The 14044-nt window shown below is 61.8% G+C and carries 15 protein-coding genes; 11 read left to right on the forward strand and 4 right to left on the reverse strand.

Annotated features, from left to right (window positions below; translation table 11 throughout):
* Positions 1-37 precede the first annotated feature (37 nt).
* From MON38_RS03385 to MON38_RS03400, 4 genes are all read left to right on the forward strand, one after another.
* Positions 38-1054 carry a YeiH family protein gene (locus MON38_RS03385; RefSeq protein WP_241934719.1) on the forward strand — a complete coding sequence of 339 codons (1017 nt, stop codon included), beginning with the start codon at positions 38-40 and terminating at the stop codon, positions 1052-1054.
* 32 nt (positions 1055-1086) lie between these two features.
* On the forward strand, positions 1087-1620 hold the full coding sequence (locus MON38_RS03390; RefSeq protein ID WP_241934720.1) for a GNAT family N-acetyltransferase: 534 nt from the start codon (positions 1087-1089) through the stop codon (positions 1618-1620).
* Between the two features lie 41 nt (positions 1621-1661).
* The gene (locus MON38_RS03395; RefSeq protein WP_241934721.1) at positions 1662-2732 is read left to right on the forward strand and encodes a M42 family metallopeptidase; all 1071 of its coding nucleotides are present in this window, start codon (positions 1662-1664) and stop codon (positions 2730-2732) included.
* A gap of 111 nt (positions 2733-2843) precedes the next feature.
* Complete coding sequence (locus MON38_RS03400) at positions 2844-3656, forward strand: helical backbone metal receptor (RefSeq protein WP_241934722.1); 813 nt, start codon at positions 2844-2846, stop codon at positions 3654-3656.
* Here MON38_RS03400 and MON38_RS03405 read toward each other — a convergent pair.
* Both MON38_RS03405 and aroB read right to left on the reverse strand, forming a co-directional pair.
* Complete coding sequence (locus MON38_RS03405) at positions 3640-4881, reverse strand: 3-phosphoshikimate 1-carboxyvinyltransferase (RefSeq protein ID WP_241934723.1); 1242 nt, start codon at positions 4879-4881, stop codon at positions 3640-3642. The genes MON38_RS03400 and MON38_RS03405 overlap by 17 nt on opposite strands.
* 102 nt (positions 4882-4983) lie before the next feature.
* Positions 4984-6030 carry a 3-dehydroquinate synthase gene (gene aroB / locus MON38_RS03410; protein WP_241934724.1) on the reverse strand — a complete coding sequence of 349 codons (1047 nt, stop codon included), beginning with the start codon at positions 6028-6030 and terminating at the stop codon, positions 4984-4986.
* A 149-nt stretch (positions 6031-6179) separates the two neighbouring features.
* On the opposite strand from aroB, the gene MON38_RS03415 reads away from it, so the two are divergent.
* Complete coding sequence (locus MON38_RS03415; protein WP_241934725.1) at positions 6180-6635, forward strand: hypothetical protein; 456 nt, start codon at positions 6180-6182, stop codon at positions 6633-6635.
* A 15-nt stretch (positions 6636-6650) separates the two neighbouring features.
* Positions 6651-7061 (forward strand): hypothetical protein, encoded by a 411-nt coding sequence (locus MON38_RS03420; protein WP_241934726.1) that lies wholly within the window; start codon positions 6651-6653, stop codon positions 7059-7061.
* 15 nt (positions 7062-7076) lie between these two features.
* On the opposite strand, the gene MON38_RS03425 is transcribed toward MON38_RS03420, so the two are convergent.
* Positions 7077-8204 (reverse strand): chorismate mutase, encoded by a 1128-nt coding sequence (locus MON38_RS03425; protein ID WP_241934727.1) that lies wholly within the window; start codon positions 8202-8204, stop codon positions 7077-7079.
* A 154-nt stretch (positions 8205-8358) separates the two neighbouring features.
* On the opposite strand from MON38_RS03425, the gene MON38_RS03430 reads away from it, so the two are divergent.
* Positions 8359-9561, forward strand: a complete 1203-nt coding sequence (locus MON38_RS03430; RefSeq protein WP_241934728.1) for a proline dehydrogenase family protein — start codon at positions 8359-8361, stop codon at positions 9559-9561.
* Between the two features lie 213 nt (positions 9562-9774).
* Positions 9775-10143, forward strand: a complete 369-nt coding sequence (locus tag MON38_RS03435) for a hypothetical protein (RefSeq protein WP_241934729.1) — start codon at positions 9775-9777, stop codon at positions 10141-10143.
* Between the two features lie 184 nt (positions 10144-10327).
* Here MON38_RS03435 and MON38_RS03440 read toward each other — a convergent pair whose 3' ends face one another.
* Complete coding sequence (locus tag MON38_RS03440; protein WP_241934730.1) at positions 10328-11053, reverse strand: RDD family protein; 726 nt, start codon at positions 11051-11053, stop codon at positions 10328-10330.
* A gap of 169 nt (positions 11054-11222) precedes the next feature.
* Between MON38_RS03440 and MON38_RS03445 the strand changes: the two genes are divergently transcribed.
* From MON38_RS03445 to MON38_RS22810, 3 genes are read left to right on the forward strand one after another with little or no spacing between them, the layout of a single operon-like run.
* Complete coding sequence (locus MON38_RS03445; RefSeq protein ID WP_241934731.1) at positions 11223-12209, forward strand: stage II sporulation protein M; 987 nt, start codon at positions 11223-11225, stop codon at positions 12207-12209.
* A 30-nt stretch (positions 12210-12239) separates the two neighbouring features.
* Positions 12240-13205, forward strand: coding sequence for a hypothetical protein (locus tag MON38_RS03450; protein WP_241934732.1), 966 nt, complete (start codon positions 12240-12242; stop codon positions 13203-13205).
* Between the two features lie 33 nt (positions 13206-13238).
* Entirely contained in the window at positions 13239-14039 is an 801-nt protein-coding gene (locus MON38_RS22810) for a DUF4129 domain-containing protein (RefSeq protein WP_241934733.1), read from the forward strand.
* Positions 14040-14044 lie beyond the last annotated feature (5 nt).

Raw genomic sequence — 14044 nt, forward strand, 5'->3', positions numbered from 1 at the left:
ACCGTAAATTTGTGCTCGCAACAACTGCTCTACCAACATGAAACTTCTGGTGCAAGAAGCTACTCCAAAGCCTAACCAAGCTCCGGGGTGGACGCGCCAACTACATGCCTCCCGGACGTTGTTTGGGCAGGTCTTCACGCTGCAGCAGGTCGTTTTTGGGTTGTTTTTTGTTTTCTGCCTCACGCCCTGGGCTTCGCCGCCTCTCGCCCTGGCGCTGGGCCTGTTACTAGCCCAAACCGCTGGCAATCCGTTCATTACCCAAACCCGCAAAGCCACCGCCAAGCTGCTGCAGTTTTCGGTTATAGGGTTGGGCTTTGGCATGAATGCCCACGCGGCGGTGCAGGCCGGCAAAACGGGCATCGTGTTCACCATCGCATCCATCTTCGGCACGCTGTTGCTGGGTTTTGTGGTGGGCCGGTGGCTGGGACTAAGCCGGCGCGTGGTGCACCTCATTTCGTGCGGCACCGCCATCTGCGGCGGTTCGGCCATCGCGGCCATCGGGCCGGTGCTGCGGGCCAAAGACGAGGAAATGTCGGTGGCCTTGGGCACGGTGTTCGTGCTGAATGCGCTGGCGCTGTTCACGTTTCCCACCATTGGCCATGCGCTGCATCTCACGCAGCAGCAGTTTGGGCTGTGGTGTGCCATTGCCATCCACGATACCAGCTCGGTAGTGGGTGCGGCGGCGGCGTATGGCAGCCAGGCGCTGGCCGTAGCCACCACCGTGAAGCTGGCCCGCGCCCTCTGGATTATTCCGGTGGCACTTGGTACGGCGCTGCTTTTTAAGCAGAAGGGGGTTAAAATCACTGTCCCCTACTTCATTTTTGGTTTTATCGCGGCCATGCTGCTGAATACCTTTGTGCCCGCTGTTCGGCCGCTGGGCCCGGCAATGGTAAGCCTGGCCAAAATCGGCTTTACGGTAACCTTGTTCTTCATTGGAGCAGGCTTGTCGGCCAAGGTTTTGCGCTCGGTCGGCATCAGGCCCTACGCCTTGGGCACGCTGCTCTGGCTGGTGGTTTCGGCGGCCTCGCTCTACCTCATTTTGCACACCGTGTAAGCAAGTCGGTGGCTTAAAAAATCGTTTTTCCAATGCTCCCTATTTTCATTCGGCCCTCGTTACCGGCCGATGCGCCGGCCGTGCGCGCCCTCTACCAGCGCGTGGCCCGCGAAAGCGGCGGCATTGCCCGGCAGCCCGACGAGGTGACTGACGACTATGTGCAACACTTCCTGCAACGGGCGCAGGCCCAGGGCATCGGGCTGGTGGCCGAGCAGGACGGGCAGATAGTGGCAGAAATTCACACTTACGCCAGTGGGTTGCGGATTTTTGCCCACGTGCTGGGCGACCTCACCGTGGCCGTCGATGCGTCGGTACAGGGCCAGGGCGTGGGCCGACGGCTGTTCGAAACCTTGCTAGCGGCAGTGCCGACGCGGTTTCCGCACGTCAGCCGCGTGGAGCTGACGGTGCGCGAGAGCAACGCCCGCGCCCTGGCGCTCTACGAAAAACTGGGGTTTCGGCGCGAGGGCAGATTAGAGGGGCGGGTGGCCGATGGGCACGGCCGGGAAGCCGATATTCCGATGGCGTGGCACACGCCTGCACCTGCGCAAGCCGCTCAAACATCGTAGCTTGCTGCTTGTATTATCGTTTTTAACAACACCATCTGCCAATGCGTCCCGAATCCCTCACCTTCCTCCAAACCTACCTCAACAACCCCTCCCCCACCGGCTTCGAGAAAGAAGGCCAGAAACTGTGGCTGGAATACCTCAAGCCCTACATCGACGAATATTTCGTGGATACCTATGGCACGGTGGTGGGCGTAATTAACCCCGACGCGAAGTACAAAGTCGTTATTGAGGCCCACGCCGACGAGATTTCCTACTTCGTGAACTACATCACCAAGGAAGGCTACCTCTACCTGCGCCGCAACGGCGGCTCCGACCCGCTGGTGGCCCCGAGCAAGCGCGTGAATATTTTCGGCGAAAAAGGCATCGTGAAGGGCATTTTCGGCTGGCCGGCCATCCACGTGCGCAAGGTGGAGCAGGACAAGGCGCCGACCATCGAAACCGTGTTTCTGGACTGCGGCGCGAGCAGCGCCGACGAGGTGGCCGAAATGGGCATCCACGTGGGTTCGGTGGTGACGTTCGAGGACGAATTCACGGTGCTGAACGACAAGTTTTACGTGGGTCGCGCGCTCGACAACCGGGTGGGCGGCTTCATGATTGCCGAGGTAGCCCGCATGCTCAAGGAGAACAACAAGAAGTTGCCCTTCGGCCTCTACATCGTGAACGCCGTGCAGGAAGAAATAGGGTTGCGCGGCGCCGAAATGGTGGCCCACCGCATCAACCCCGACGTGGCCATCATCACCGACGTGACGCACGACAGTCAGTCTCCGATGTACGAGAAAAAGACGGCCGGTGACATCAGCTGCGGAAAAGGCCCGGTGATTACCTACGGCCCGGCCGTGCAGAACAACCTACGCGACCTCATCATCGACACCGCCAAAGCCTCGGATATTCCCTTTCAGCGCGCCGCCGCCACCCGCGCTACCGGCACCGATACGGACGCCTTCGCCTACTCCGGCTCGGGCGTGGCTTCGGCCTTGATTTCGCTGCCCCTCAAGTACATGCACACCACCGTGGAAACGGTGCACAAGGACGATGTGGAGAGCGTAACGCGCCTGATTTACGAAACGCTGCTGCGCATCGAAGACGGCCACGATTTCCGGTATTTCAAATAAGCGTTTTGACGTTTGTCATCCTGAGCAAAGCGAAGGACCTTATCACGTTGAAGCAAATAGCTCAGTCGTGATAAGGTCCTTCGCTTTGCTCAGGATGACAGTAGTTTTCACATGGAACTTCCCACTATTCCCTCCCACCCGCTCAACGTTACCGACCAGATGGGCCGGCGCGTGGCAGTGCCGTTTCCGCCGCGGCGTATTGTGTCGCTGGTGCCGTCGCAAACGGAATTGCTGTTCGACCTAGGGCTGGGCGAAAAAGTGGTGGGCGTGACCAAGTTCTGTATTCACCCGACCGAGGCGCGCACCCAGGCCACGGTAATTGGCGGCACGAAGAATTTCGATTTCGAAAAAATAGCCGCCCTGAAACCCGATTTAATTATCGGCAACAAGGAGGAGAATTATCAGGCTGGCATCGAGCAACTGGCCGCAGAATATCCGGTTTGGCTTAGCGACATCAGCAACTTGCCGGAAGCGCTGGACATGATTCGGCGCGTCGGTTTCATCGTGGGCGCGAAAGAAAAGGCCGCCGCGCTGGCCGCTGACATTGAAGCTTCTTTTGCTGATTTGGCGTTGCCAGCCGCTTCAACGGCTGCTCCAGAATCCGTGGCTTATTTCATATGGCGCAAGCCTTACATGGTAGCCACTACGGGCACTTTTATTGACGACATGCTGCGCCGGGCCGGCTTCGCCAATGCCTTCGCCGGCCTGAGCCGCTACCCCGAAATCAGCGCGGACCAACTGGTGGCCGCCAACCCGCAATGCATTTTCCTATCGTCGGAGCCCTACCCGTTCGCGGCGAAGCACATGGCGGAGTTTCAGGCCCTGTGCCCCGCCGCGAAAATTGAGATTGTGGACGGCGAATTATTCAGCTGGTATGGCAGCCGGCTGCGCAAGTCAGCCGCTTATTTCAGCCAGCTTCGCTGACGCTGAAGCCGCGCTTCGCTAATTCATTCCAGAACTGCGGGTAGGACTTGCGCACCACGGTGGGCGCTTCAATGGCAATTGGCCCACGCATCGCCAGCGGCGCAAACGCCATGGCCATGCGGTGGTCGTGGTAAGTCGCCACCGATTGATTATCGACCGCGAAGCCATTCGATTCAGCCCGGAAGCGGCCTGCGCCCAGGTCGCGTAGGTCGCCGCCGAACTTGGCCAGCTCGGTTTGCAGGGCCGCGATGCGGTCGGTTTCCTTGATGCGCAGGCTTTCGAGGCCAGTCATATCCACGGGGCGGGTCAGGGCTGCTGCTACTACCGCCACGGTCTGGGCCAGGTCGGGGCAATCGGTGAAATCGAGCACTGGAATTGCGGTCTGCGGCGTGAGCGGCACCTGGCGCAGGTGCACGGCCTCGGCCAGAAAAGTGGTTTCGACACCGAATTGCGTCATCATTTCCGCAATGGCCTGGTCGCCCTGTAACGATTCACGACGCAAGCCGGCCAACGTGATTTCGGAGCCGGCCGGAGCCAGCGCCACGAAAGCGTACCAGTAGCTGGCCGCCGACCAGTCCGATTCGATGACGTAATCGGTGGGGCGGTACGCGCCGGGGCGCACCGTCAGCACGTCGCCGTCGGCGGAGTAATCGGCGCCGAAGCGTTGCATCAGCGCCACCGTCATGTTAATGTAGGGGCGCGAGCCGATGTGGCCCGTGAGCGTGAGGCGCAAGCCGCCGGGCAGGTGCGGCCCCACCATCAGCAGGGCCGAAATGTACTGACTGCTGATATCGCCGCGCACCGATAACTCGGTGGGCTCTGCGGTTTCGGCAGCGGCAGTGAAACCTCCGATTTCCAATGGCGGGTAGCCGTCGTTGTTCAAATAATGAATGCTGGCTCCGGCCTGGCGCAGCGCATCGACGAGCACCTTGATGGGCCGCTCCTGCATGCGCGCCGTGCCAGTGAGGCGGCCGCGCCAGTTCGTGACGGCCAAGTAGGCCGTGAGGAAACGCATTACGGTGCCGGCATCTTCGGCGCTGAGCTCGGTGCTGGGCGCGGCGGCCAGCAGGCGCAGCATCAGTTGCGTGTCGTTGGCATCGGAGAGGTTGCCGAGGGTGCCGCCGCCGGCCAGCGCTTGCAGGATGAGGGCGCGGTTGGCTTCGCTTTTGGAAGCCGGAAGTTGGGCAGTGCCGCGTAGCGGGCCGCCGGGCCAGGAGAGGTGCATGGGTAGTTATCAGTTGGTAGTTGTCCGTTGTTAGCTAGTTGGCTGGTTGGAAACAGGTGCCGGTCAGCACCTGACAACAGACAACTAGCAACGAACAACCGGCTAGGCTTGCAGCCGGTGGTAATAGCGCAGCGACTCGGCGATTTCGGCCACCGTCACGGGCTGGTCGTACACGCCGTGGCCGATGCCTTCGAGCAGCGTGCAGTTGATGGTCGCGCCCGCGTTTTTCTTGTCCTGGAGCGCGAATTCGGCGATGGCGTTGGTTTCCAGGGTCACGAAATCGAGCTTGTCGAACACCGAAAAGATGAATGTTTCGATTTTATCCAGCTCCTCGGCGCTTAGCAGGCCGCGCTGCACCGAGAGCCAGCTTTCGCATACCATGCCAGCGGCCACGGCCTCGCCGTGCAGGGCCTCGCGGCCGGGCTGGGTGAGCAGGTAGCTCTCCAGCGCGTGGCCCACGGTGTGGCCGAAGTTGAGCAGCTTGCGCGGGCCGGCTTCGAGCGGGTCGGAGGCCACAATGCGCTGCTTGAGGGCCACCGACTCGCGGATGATGCTGGTCCAGTCGTCGGTCAGCCAGCCCAGGCGGCGGTTGGTGTTGAAGGCGTCGGCATCGGCAATGAGCCAGTGCTTCACGACTTCGGCGTAGCCCGATTTGAGCTGGCGCGGGTCGAGGGTTTCCAGAAATTTCGGCGCGATAAACACGCCGGCCGGGGCCTGAAATACACCCAATTGGTTTTTATAGCCCTGAAAATCGACACCGGTTTTGCCGCCCACGCTGGCATCGACCTGCGCCAGCAGCGTGGTGGGCACCTGCACAAACCGGATGCCGCGCTTGTAGAGCGCCGCCGCAAAACCGCCCAAATCCGTGACCACGCCGCCGCCCAGGTTCACGAGCACGGCGTGGCGGTCGGCATGCTGGGCGGTGAGCTCGCCCCACACGGTGTCGCAGCTGGCCAGCGTTTTATATTCTTCGCCGGCCGGAATTTCGATGAGCTTGTAGTCGGCCGGCAGGTGCGGCAGCAGCAGCGGCAGGCACTGGCGGGCAGTGTTGCCATCCACGAGCACGAACACGCGGCTTACGGCGGGGCGTTGGAGCAGTTCGGCCAGGGCGGGCAGGGCCTCGGGGCCGATGATGACGGAATTATCCATGGGCGCAAAAGTCGGCACAAAAAGTTTCGGCCCGCGCAACCATCCGGCGCAGTGGCCGGTCAAAGGGGCATAAGTGCATGCATCGGCCTTCCTTTCCACATTTTCCCGGCTTGCTTTTTCCTTTCCTTCCACTTTTTTTCTTCTGCATCATGTACCCACTTTTCCGTCCGCTGCTGTTCGCCTCCGCCGCGTTGAGCCTGGCCACCTTTGCCGCCTGCCAAAAGGCGGCAGTCGAGCCCGCTAATCAGCCGGCAACTACCATCGTGGGCCGCTGGGCCCTTGCTCAAACGTCGGGCGGAATCGGGGGCGGCACGCGTCCGGCCGATGCCCAACGCTACCAGGAAGTAGAATTTACGGCCGACGGCCAGGCCCGCGCAATGGTCAACGGCACGCCTGTGTTTACGGGGTCCTACACGCTCAGCACCGCTGTGGCTTACACCACGCGCCGTTCCGAAACTTTTCTGGAGTTTCCGGTGCCGCAAACGAGCGGCCGACCATTCATCGCCGAGCTTTCGGCCACGACCCTCGTGCTGTCCGATGATACTTCCGACGGCCTGACCGTGAAGTACCAGCGCGAAATGCCCATGTTCTGCGGCACCCGCTAAAACCTGCTCATTGCTATGCGCCAGTTCCTTACTCCCGTTCTAGCCGTTGCCCTGCTGGGCATGGCTTCGTGCCAGAAAAAAACCGCCCCGGCCCCGAGCCTGGAAGGCACCTGGCGGCTTACCAACCGCCAGTGCGAATGTGCGCCCACACCCTTGCCCGACGAAACCGTTACGTTCACGCCCACGCAATTCACTTTTTACGGCGGTAGCCGCGCTTTGCGGCTCGGCCAGTATTTGCTCACCACGGCAGCAGTTCGATGCTTCAACAACGGCACCACTGCCCCGACTCTACAGTTCACCTACTCAGCTGCTTCCAGCAGCCTGGGGCCTGCCACCGTGCAGTACAACCTCGACGGCAACACGCTGACGCTGGACTACGGCGGCCCCTGCGATGCCCCAGTCGATACCTACGAGCGGCTGCAATAGCCGCTACGGCCCCGCCTATAGCCCCGGCCCGAGGTGCTCCACGCCGTCCACTTGCGGGCGGCCGTTGAGCACCTCGGTTTGTTTGCGGATGCTTTCGAGGTGAATGAGCTTGTAGAGCTCGGCCACGAATTTGTCGTTCACGTTCAGCTTGCCGGCCCAGTCGGTGCGGGTCCGGAAGATTTCCTGCCAGCGGTCGAACTGCAGAATTTTCACGTTGTTTTCCTTTTTGTATTCGGCCAGCTCTTCCACCAGCGCCATGCGGCGGGCCAGGGCTTCCACAATTTCGCGGTCGGCCTCGTCCATTTTCTGGCGCAGCTCTTCGGCTTTGTTCAGGTATTCGGCGTTGTCGCTGGAGCGGTAGCGGTACTTCAGCTCGTTCAGAATTTCGCCCAGGCGTGCGGGCGTCACCTGCTGCTCGGCGTCGCTCAGGGCGTGGTCGGGGTCGGGGTGGGTTTCGATGATGAGGCCGTCGTAATCGAGGTCGAGGGCCTTCTGGGCAATGGGCAGCAGCAAATCGCGCCGGCCGCCGATGTGGCTGGGGTCGCAGATGAGCGGGATGTGGGGGAAGCGCGTTTTCAGCTCGATGGGCAGAATCCACGTCGGCGCGTTGCGGTAGCGGCTGGGCGCAAACGTGCTGAAACCGCGGTGAATAGCCGCCAAATCGGTGATGCCGGCCCGCTCCATCCGCTCCAGCGCGCCGGCCCAGAGGGCCACGTCGGGGTTCACGGGGTTTTTCACCATCACGGGCACGCCGGTGCCGGCCAGCGCATCGGCTAGTTCCTGCACCGCAAAAGGGTTCACGGTGGTGCGCGCGCCAATCCAAAGCACGTCGATGCCGTGGGCCAGGGCTTCTTCCACGTGACGCGGCGTGGCTACTTCAATGGCCGTCGGGATGCCCGTTTCGGCCTTTACGCGCTGCAGCCAGGGCAAGGCCGCCGTGCCCATGCCCTCGAACGAGCCCGGCCGGGTGCGCGGCTTCCAGATGCCCGCCCGGAATAAATCAATCTTGCCCAACGCCTTCAACCCGTGGGCAGTGGCCATCACCTGCGCCTCGGTTTCGGCCGAGCAGGGGCCGGCAATGAGAATGGGTTGTCCTTTTTGCGCCAGCAAGCGGGTAAAATACGTATCAGAAACAGCAGCCATGGAAACCAGGAAGTGAAGGCCCACGCACCAGTACCGGGCGGGGCCGCAAACCTAACTCTATCGGCCAAAAGGTTGTTTGCCTTTTACCTTTGCGGCAACGTTTGCCCGCCCGCATTTCCCGTTTTTTTTCGTTCAGCCGACCACCCGCCTGCCCATGACGCCCGCCCCCACCACCCAGGCCCCGCCCCTGTCGTTCGACGATACCCGCGTGGCCTTCGCCTCGAAGTCTGATTTTCAGCTGCGCAAAGTGTACGCCCTGTTCGCGGCCATGAACAACGGCACGCTGGTAAAAACCGGCAGCGGCCTCATGAAGAACGCCCTGAAGTGGGGCATTCCCGGCACCAAGTTTCTCATCAAGCACAGCATTTTCGAGCAGTTCTGCGGCGGCGAAACCATTGAAGAGTGCCGCCCGGTCACGGCCGAGCTGGGCAAATACCACATCGGCACCATCCTCGACTATTCGGTGGAAGGCGAAGGCAGTGACGCCAGCTACGACCGCACCCGCGACGAGGTGCTGGCCACCATCGACGAAGCCCACCGCTCGCCCAATATTCCGTTCTCGGTGTTCAAGGTAACCGGCGTGGCCGACGTGGCCATTCTGGAGAAAATTCAGGCCGGCCAGCTCCTCACCCCCGCCGAAGAAGCCGCCCACAACCGCGCCCTGGCCCGCGTGGAGGCCCTGTGTGCCCGCGCCCACCAGCACGGCGTGCGCCTGTTCATCGATGCCGAGGAAAGCTGGTTTCAGCACACCATCGACCTGCTGACCTACGACATGATGGCCAAATACAACCGCGAGAAGGCCATTGTGTGGAATACCTACCAGCTCTACCGCCACGACCGCCTCGACGCCCTGAAGCAAGCCCACGACCACGCTGCCGAAGCCGGCTATTACCTCGGGGCCAAGCTGGTGCGCGGCGCCTACATGGAAAAAGAGGCCCGCGTCGCCAAGCAGCGCGGCCAGCAAAACCCTATCAACCCCACCAAGCAGGCCACCGACGACCTCTACGACGAGTCGCTGCGCTACTGCATCGACCACATCGACCGCATCAGCTTCTGCGCCGGCACGCACAACGAGGCCAGCTCGCTGCTGCTCACGCAACTGATGCAGCAGGCCGGCCTGGCGCCCGGCGACGAGCGGGTGTGGTTTGCCCAGCTCTACGGCATGAGCGACAACCTCACCTACAACCTCGCCAACGCCGGCTACAACACCGCCAAGTACCTGCCCTACGGCCCGGTGGCCGCCGTGATGCCCTACCTGCTGCGCCGCGCCGACGAAAATACGGCCATCGCGGGCCAGAGCAGCCGCGAGTTTCTGCTGATTCAGAAGGAGCTGCGCCGCCGCCAGAGCAAGTCGTAGCGCTGGCCGGATGGTTGGGCTGAACAGGCCTAAACCATCCTGAAACAGGATAGAAACCGGGTGGTCGGGGAATTTTTGGAACAATTGTGGTAAGGAGGCTGCCGGCCGGCTGAAACTTTCGGATGGATGCCGGTGCAACCTGCACCAGCGTCCAACTAAAATTCGCTAATTTTCAGCCCCCAAAACGGTTTTTTGTTCATCCTTCTTCCCACCATGACTGGTCGTATCCGCACGTATCTCATTCGCTATGCCCGGCTGCAAACCGGCACCGTAAGCTACCTGACGCTGGTGCAGGAAGCCGAATTGGGCCTGAATTTGGAAATTTCGCACGAAAAATCCCGCCTCAACGAAATGCTGGCGGAAATCTCGATGAACGAGCACGAAGCCGGCCGCCCACCCCTGAGCTGCCTCGTGAAAGTGCAGGGCTCGAAAGGCCAGGGCGACAACTTCTATAAGCTGTGCGAAAAAATGGGCATGGGCGAATGGCGCAGCCTGAAACAAGACGAGGATTTTCTGAAAAACCTCATCCGCGACACCCGCCAGTTCTGGCGCGAAGAAGCCAATTTTCAGCAGTTCGCCTAGTGTTTGCTTTGCTCACATTTAAAAACGGCCGCCCTGGCAATGGGGCGGCCGTTTTCTATGTATCCTGCATTGAACGTCCTGCTGAGCGCAGTCGAAGCATTTCTACTGTGAGGCTAACTAATTGTGTAGCGCTGTAGCGATGCTTCGACTGCGCTCAGCATGACGTTCTGTTGTAGCCGATTACCTAACCGGCCCCAACGGCTACCAGATGCGCGTGGTCGCGCAGCACGGTTTGCAGGAAAGGCAGGTCGGGCAGGTCGGTCCGAATGCCGGTTACCGATTTAACCTTGTTGGCCAAATCATTCAGCAGCAAGTAATTTTCCTGGCGGCTGCCCTGGTAGAGCAACTGGCGGATAAGCGCCACGTCGTGGTCGGTGAGCACGGCCGCCTGGGCGAATACCGGCTGGTAGCCTTCCACCAGCATGGCTTCGGCGGCCAGCGGGTTGCGGGCCGCCGCCCGGGGCTTGAGGCTGATGACGCCGGTGCCGGCCGCCATGTCGCCCAGCCGCTGCCCGCGGCCGTTCAGCAAAATGGTGATGAAGGCCGCTACTCCCAGCGTCATCAGAATTTCAATGGGCCGCAGCAGCCAGCGCAGCAGGTAGTCGCCAAGGCCGGCGCGGGTGCCGTCGAGACGCACCACGCGCAGGTGGCGGGCCTTTTTGCCCAGCGACTGCCCGTTGAAAAACACCTCGCAGACCAGCATGTAGAACGTGGTGGGCAGAAACATGATGACCTGTCCGGCCCGGCCCGCCGGCGCCAGGTGGTAGTTGCTGTTGAGCATGCCCCAGCCGATAAACCACACCGCGTAGAGGCCGTAGTCGATGAGCGCGGCCAGCACCCGCTCGCCGGCGCTGGCAATTTCGTATTCGAGGGTAACGTTCTGGGTAGTCTGGATGCGAATGGTACTCATGAGCGAGGCAGAAAAAGCGGGCTATTCTTGCGGAAGAGAGGGCGGGAATAATTATTGCCTTGAAAAATACGGCGCGGGCCGCACATGCGTGCAGCAGATGGCATTTTTTGGGTGGCCGGTAGGGTAACTTCCGGCCGCCGCGCTACCTTTAAGCTCCTAACCACGCCCCATGCGCGAAGCCCTTTTCCTGCGGCAAAACCAGCCCCGCTGGCAGCACTACGAAACCCACCCGGCCGCGAGTCCCGACGAGTTGGCTGCCCGCTTCGTGGCTCTCACCGACGACCTGGCCTATGCCCAAACCTTTTATCCCAACTCGCCCACCACGGCCTACCTCAACGGGCTGACGGGCAAGCTGCACCAGGCCATTTATAAAAACAAGTCGGAGGCTCGCGGACGCTTTGGACAGTTCTGGCTGCACGAGCTACCGCTGGTAGTGAGCCGCCACCAGCGCACGCTGGGCTGGACGCTGCTGTTTTTTGTGCTGTGCACGGCGCTGGGCGCCCTTTCGGCGGCCTACGACGACTCGTTTGTGCGCAGCGTGCTCGGCGACGGCTACGTGAACATGACCCTGGACAACATCCGGCGCGGCGACCCCATGGCCGTGTACAAGAGCGACGCCGAAAGCTCGATGTTCCTGTTTATCACCTTCAACAACATCAAGGTGGCCCTCACGGCCTTTGCCCTGGGCATGACGGCGGGGCTGGGCACGGCCGGCGCGCTGTTCTTCAACGGCCTGATGCTGGGCTCGTTCCAGTATTTTTTCTACCAGCAAAAGTTGCTGGCTACCTCGGTGCTCACCATCTGGATTCACGGCACGTTGGAGATTTCGGCCATTGTGCTGGCTGGCGCGGCGGGCTTTGTGCTGGCGCAGGGCATTCTGTTTCCGGGCACGCACAGCCGGGCCGAGTCGCTCCGGCACGCGGCCCGCGACGGTGGCAAGCTGGCGCTGGGGCTGGTGCCCATTTTTATGGTGGCCGGCTTCCTCGAAAGCTTCGTGACGCGCCACACCGAAATGCCGCTGGCCGCCAGCATTGCCATTATCAGCACTTCGGCGGCGTTCATTCTGTGGTATTTCGGCTGGTACCCCTGGCAGCTGCGCCGGCGCGGGGCGGCGCTGGCAGCGGCTCCGGCGGCAGCCGCCCAAAGCAATTTTTGATTCGTTTTTCTTCCTTCTTTTCCCTTTTTGATGCGACCAGCTTTTACCCAGGAGTCTGACTTCCGCCAGCGGCGCGACTTCGGCCAGAAGTTTTCGGCCACGTTTGAATTCATTGCCGCCCACTGGCGCGGGCTGGGACGCTGCCTGCTGTATCTGGTGCTGCCCGCGGCGCTGTTGCGGGCCGTGGCGGCGGGCCTGCTGCAGCAACAAAACATAGCGGGCATTTTCAGCACTACCCGCCAGGGTGGCGGCCGCAGCACGACCCTGCGGCAGATTGAAATGATGAGCCAGCTGGTCAGCACGCCGCTCTATTGGGTGAGCATTGCGCTGGGCATTGCCTTTGCTACCATGCTGGTGCTCACGGTGTACGGCTACGTGAAGCTGTGCCTGCGCCCCTACCCCTCGGCCGAGCCCATTATGCCGCGCGATGTGTGGCAGGTGGTGAAGCAGGATTTCATCAGCTCGTTTTTCTCGTACCTGGGCATTGCCTTTATTGTGGTCATTGGCTTGTTCTTCCTGGCCATTCCGGGCATTTACCTGGCCGTGGCCCTCATGCCGTTTTTCATCATTAAAGTGGTGGAAGGCACCGGGTTTGGGGCCACGCTGAGCCGCAGCCTGAGCCTGACCAAGGGCAAATGGTGGTCGACGTTTGGGCTGCTGGCCATCATGGTGCTGATGCTGTTTGTGGTGTTGATGGTTATTGGGGCCTTTTCGGGAATGCTCACGCTGGGCCTGCTACGCGGTGGCTGGAACCCGGGAGCCGGGGGCGCCAGCGGGCGCACGGCCCAGATTTTCTTGATTTCCCTGGCGGCCATTGGCTCGGTGCTGAACCTGCTGTTTTACCCGCCCATGCTGCTGGCCATTGCTTTCCAATATTTTAACCTGGTAGAACGCCGCGACGGCACCGGCCTGCACCAGTTGGTGAACCAGATTGGCCAGGCACCCGCCCCGGTGCAAAACGCCACTTTGCGCGCCGACGAAGAAGGCGAATACTAACATTGGGCGCATCCTTTTCTAATTGACTGCTTAGTGCTTTTCGATTCCTTCCCCGGCCTGATGCCGGCTTTCCCTGCGCGGGTTCGCGCGCTGTTGGTGCTGCTGCTACTTAGTGCGGCAGCCGGCCCGGCGCAGGCCGCGCCGCGCCCGGTGGCGGCCGCGCCCGCGCTGCTGCCCGACGCGGGCCCGGCCCCGCGCCTGCGCCGGCCCGATGCCGACCGGCTGCGCGACCTGCGCGGGCAGCGCGAGTTTCAGTACGAAGAGGCCATTACCCAGCCCGAGCAAAGTGCTTGGGACGCCTTCTGGGCGCGGGTGCGCGATGCCATTGGCAACTGGCTGGTGAGCCGCAGCTACAACCACTTCTGGCGCTGGATATTTTACGGCCTGTTTGTGGTGGCGGGCGTGTTTATTGTGCTGCGGCTGCTCGAAATCGACTTTACCGCCATGCTGGGCCGCTCGCCGCGCCGCGCCGCCCTGGCCTACGACACGATGGCCGAGAACATTCACGAAGTTGATTTTGCGACCCGGCTGGCCGAAGCCGAAGCCGCCGGCAACTGGCGGCTGGCCGTACGCCTGGGCTACCTGCAGCTGCTGAAAACCCTGGCCGACGGCGGCCTCATCAATTGGCAGCCCGACAAAACCAACCACGCCTACCTGGCCGAGCTGCCCGCCGCCGGGCCGTTGCGCGGGGCTTTCCGCGAGGCTACGCGGCAGTTTGAGTACGTGTGGTACGGCGAGCTGGCGCTCACGGCCCCGCTCTACGCGCAGGTGCGCGCCGGCCATCAGGCCCTGCGGGCGCAGCTGGGCCGCTCCTATTCGAACACTTCGCGCTAATGCCT

Source organism: Hymenobacter cyanobacteriorum, from assembly GCF_022631375.1.
Lineage (GTDB): Bacteria > Bacteroidota > Bacteroidia > Cytophagales > Hymenobacteraceae > Hymenobacter > Hymenobacter cyanobacteriorum.

What these genes read in the sequence shown, in the direction of transcription:
- MON38_RS03385 (WP_241934719.1), top strand. Translation starts at nt 38, where the DNA reads ATGAAACTTCTGGTGCAAGAAGCTACTCCAAAGCCTAACCAAGCTCCG.
- MON38_RS03390 (WP_241934720.1), top strand. Translation starts at nt 1,087, where the DNA reads ATGCTCCCTATTTTCATTCGGCCCTCGTTACCGGCCGATGCGCCGGCC.
- MON38_RS03395 (WP_241934721.1), top strand. Translation starts at nt 1,662, where the DNA reads ATGCGTCCCGAATCCCTCACCTTCCTCCAAACCTACCTCAACAACCCC.
- MON38_RS03400 (WP_241934722.1), top strand. Translation starts at nt 2,844, where the DNA reads ATGGAACTTCCCACTATTCCCTCCCACCCGCTCAACGTTACCGACCAG.
- MON38_RS03405 (WP_241934723.1), bottom strand. Translation starts at nt 4,881, where the DNA reads ATGCACCTCTCCTGGCCCGGCGGCCCGCTACGCGGCACTGCCCAACTT.
- aroB (WP_241934724.1), bottom strand. Translation starts at nt 6,030, where the DNA reads ATGGATAATTCCGTCATCATCGGCCCCGAGGCCCTGCCCGCCCTGGCC.
- MON38_RS03415 (WP_241934725.1), top strand. Translation starts at nt 6,180, where the DNA reads ATGTACCCACTTTTCCGTCCGCTGCTGTTCGCCTCCGCCGCGTTGAGC.
- MON38_RS03420 (WP_241934726.1), top strand. Translation starts at nt 6,651, where the DNA reads ATGCGCCAGTTCCTTACTCCCGTTCTAGCCGTTGCCCTGCTGGGCATG.
- MON38_RS03425 (WP_241934727.1), bottom strand. Translation starts at nt 8,204, where the DNA reads ATGGCTGCTGTTTCTGATACGTATTTTACCCGCTTGCTGGCGCAAAAA.
- MON38_RS03430 (WP_241934728.1), top strand. Translation starts at nt 8,359, where the DNA reads ATGACGCCCGCCCCCACCACCCAGGCCCCGCCCCTGTCGTTCGACGAT.
- MON38_RS03435 (WP_241934729.1), top strand. Translation starts at nt 9,775, where the DNA reads ATGACTGGTCGTATCCGCACGTATCTCATTCGCTATGCCCGGCTGCAA.
- MON38_RS03440 (WP_241934730.1), bottom strand. Translation starts at nt 11,053, where the DNA reads ATGAGTACCATTCGCATCCAGACTACCCAGAACGTTACCCTCGAATAC.
- MON38_RS03445 (WP_241934731.1), top strand. Translation starts at nt 11,223, where the DNA reads ATGCGCGAAGCCCTTTTCCTGCGGCAAAACCAGCCCCGCTGGCAGCAC.
- MON38_RS03450 (WP_241934732.1), top strand. Translation starts at nt 12,240, where the DNA reads ATGCGACCAGCTTTTACCCAGGAGTCTGACTTCCGCCAGCGGCGCGAC.